At 34.9% G+C, this 3091-nt stretch carries 3 protein-coding genes; 2 read left to right on the top strand and 1 reads right to left on the bottom strand.

What is annotated here, in order from left to right; all coding sequences use genetic code 11:
• On the top strand, positions 1 to 310 hold a 310-nt coding region (locus P8A20_RS38580), incomplete at its 5' end, for a hypothetical protein (protein WP_438875627.1).
• Between the two features lie 29 nt (positions 311 to 339).
• Here the strand turns inward: P8A20_RS38580 and P8A20_RS38575 are convergent.
• Positions 340 to 798, bottom strand: coding sequence for a replication/maintenance protein RepL (locus tag P8A20_RS38575; RefSeq protein ID WP_001125937.1), 459 nt, complete (start codon positions 796 to 798; stop codon positions 340 to 342).
• Between the two features lie 1358 nt (positions 799 to 2156).
• On the opposite strand from P8A20_RS38575, the gene mobV reads away from it, so the two are divergent.
• The coding region (gene mobV, locus P8A20_RS38570; RefSeq protein ID WP_371934452.1) for a MobV family relaxase at positions 2157 to 3091 on the top strand (935 nt) is incomplete at its 3' end.

Genomic DNA, 3091 nt, shown 5'->3' with positions numbered 1-3091 from the left:
TAAAAAATTACACCTGCAAGTAGAGGGCTTGTCTAACAATTTAAAAGCATCTCATCAGATTAATGCGGAGTTGAGAGAGAGAAATAAAGAATTACATACAAAAATAGGCTCGTTACAAGCTCATATAAACGATTTGAAGATAAACGTAAAGGTTTTATATCAACAAACGAAAAAAGTCTTTAAAGAGCAATTTAAAACGTTTAGAGGGCTTGTTAAGAATGAACTAGTTGGAAGGGAAGTAGAGGATTACTTTGAGCGTGAACATAAAAACGAAATGACTAAACAACGAGGATATGATATGGAAAGGTAAAACCGCCTTAGAATCAATTCTTGGGCGGTTTATTCAACTGCATTAATTGGAGCCTTATTATTATTAAAATCTTCGAATCTAGCAAGTAAGTATTTCTCTTTTGTATCTTTACCACGATGAACAAGGCTTGGATGTATCATTATTGCTCCAGTTCTTCTAGTAATTATTTGGGCTTGCTCCAGTGTTTTTAATGTGTCTATTACAGTTTGTCTAGATACCTTGCTTTTTTCGGTCAATTCTCTTGTAGTTATAATTAACGTATTTGTTGATTTGTCCATGTTTTCTAATATGTATTTTACAACTTGCATTTTTTTATTACCTAAACTATCTATTAATTGAACGATTGCAGTTAAATATGTGATCATAAAACCATTTCTAGGAGTTTTCTTTATGACTTCATCAGTTTCTATTATTTCACCTGTATCTAGGTTTCTCCATCGACTTTTACCGTTATATATTATTTCGTTTTCAGTTTTTTGTTTTGGCATATTATCACCTTTCTCCTATATTTTTATATTTCCATTTTATCATAATTAGACCAAAAGGTCAAAAAAAAATAGACCAAAAGGTATAAAAAATTAGACCAAAAAGTATAAAAAATTAGACCAAAGAAAATGCCCTTCAATAGCTATATATCAGCTTAAAATCTACTTTTTACCCCCTGCTTACTCTTTTCTATATATTTAAGGCGATAAATATCGCCTTAAATATATTCTTTTTTCATTTTTTTTAGAGGGCTTTCCACAATGCAATAGTCGAGTAGTATTTTTTGAGAAAACCACTCAAAAAATCTCCACTCTTTTGCTATTGCATAGTGAAATTCGGCAGGTGTGAGCATGTCGCCAAGCCGAACATACCAAAAACGAGGATTTAAGTTGCACGACTTGGACTAGCAATTGTACCTGCCGAACCGCCTTGATCTATCGTTCAAGAATTTCACTAATGCCATATAAAATTACGTTAAGTTCCTGGGGGCTAGCCCCCAAACCCCCAGCCAGCACTCACACCCAAAAACAAGGGGGATACCAATAAAAAAGTCAAAATCCACTATATAGGATTTTGACTTTTTTATTGGTATTGAACTACAAGGGTCCCTACAGGCTGTTTTTGAACACCCGTAGTTCTTTTTAAAAGGGATTAATTTATCAGATTTATTAAATGAATAATTCATAAAATCCCCTTTCAATCACTCTGTTGTATGGCAATTTATCAAGTAGGCAGTTGTACATAAGTAGTGTATGCAGGGGACAAAAATGTGTATATAACTGGATAAGCCTTTTTTATTTTTGGCTTGGTATGAAAAAAGAACCCTAATGTTGGATAGGGTTCTTTTTAGGGGTAACAGTTGAAGGTTGAAGGTATATTTCATATTTATTATGTACTTTACTCTTATATTCATTCGAATAGGAAACACATATGTTTGGAGTAATTTGCAAAGCGATTGTTGGAAAAGGAAAAATTAGCGGTAAGTGTCAATGGTAAGCGGACTGGAAGGGGTCAGCGGTTTGTGCTGATCCATGAAAGGAGCATTAAGGAATTGACACGTGCAATTGATTCTTCACCCTCTTGGCCTGTCAAAACGTCAAACGTTTTGGCCTGCCAACCGGCGAGGGAGTCCCTCAAGGATTGAGGGGTTGGGGAGTTCGATTGATGGGGTCAAGGGGAAGAGTTCCCCTTGTAGGTTCGGACAAAGTCCGAGGTTTTTTTGCCATGCAAGGCATGGTTTGGCGAAGCCAACGAGCCTCGCAGAGCACGTCCAAATGAAATTTGGTATAACGTGCTAGACCAAATTATTGGATTCTCTCAATCTTCGTGCTATGCTGATTACCAAAAGGGGGGCTTACTTGTGGCTCATGTAGAAAAATATACAAAAGGCAGCGTACAAGGATTATCGATTCATTGGGACAGAAAAACAGAAAATCATTCGAATCAAGAGATTGATAATGAGCGGTCAAATTTAAATTATGATTTATGCGAAAAAGAAGGAGATACACTTTCCCGCATGAATGATCGATTACGTGAAGTACATTGTTTGAATCGGAAAGATGTAAAAGTTTGTAGTGATTGGGTTGTTACGTTACCAGAAAACTTGAAGGGGACTTCAGAAAAAGAACAACGTGAATTTTTTGAAAAAACCTATGAGTTTTTAGCGAATCGTTATGGCGGTGAAAAAAATGTATTGTCCGCTAACGTACATAAGGACGAAACAACACCTCATATGCATTTTGCTTTTATGCCTGTTGTTTGGGACGAGAAAAAACAACGGGAAAAAGTTTCAGCCAAAGAGGTTTTAACAAGAAAAGATTTAAAGACATTCCACCAAGATTTAGATACATTTTTGAAAAAGGAAATACCACACATCTACAAAGATGGAATTTTAAATGATAAAACGATTGGTGTTGATACCGTTAAGGATTTAAAAAAGCATTCTCTAGAAATAGAGAAACAAAAAAAGGCGATGGATGCGGAAATAAAGATAAAAGAAAAAGACTTGGAGAGAAAAATCCAATCTTTAGATAAAGAATTTGAAAGTAAAAAGAAAAAGCTTTTAGATCTCAGTGAACAATTACCACAAGAAATCAAAATCAATGCAAAAGGGAAAGAGAAAAAAACAGAGGTTGTGAAAAAAGGATTATTTAAAACAGAAACGATAACCAAAAACACTGGGAATTGGATTATTGGAACGAACGAATTGAAAAGAGTACAAAAAATGGTGAACGCTGCCTATATGGTCAAAAGGGATTATGAACGTTTGCAAAGTACAGATTTGGTGGAAGAAAA

Origin of the sequence: Streptomyces sp. Alt3 (genome assembly GCF_030719215.1) — a bacterium.
GTDB classification, from domain to species: Bacteria; Actinomycetota; Actinomycetes; order Streptomycetales; family Streptomycetaceae; genus Streptomyces; species Streptomyces glycanivorans.
This window is presented reverse-complemented; position numbering and strand designations above follow the sequence as displayed.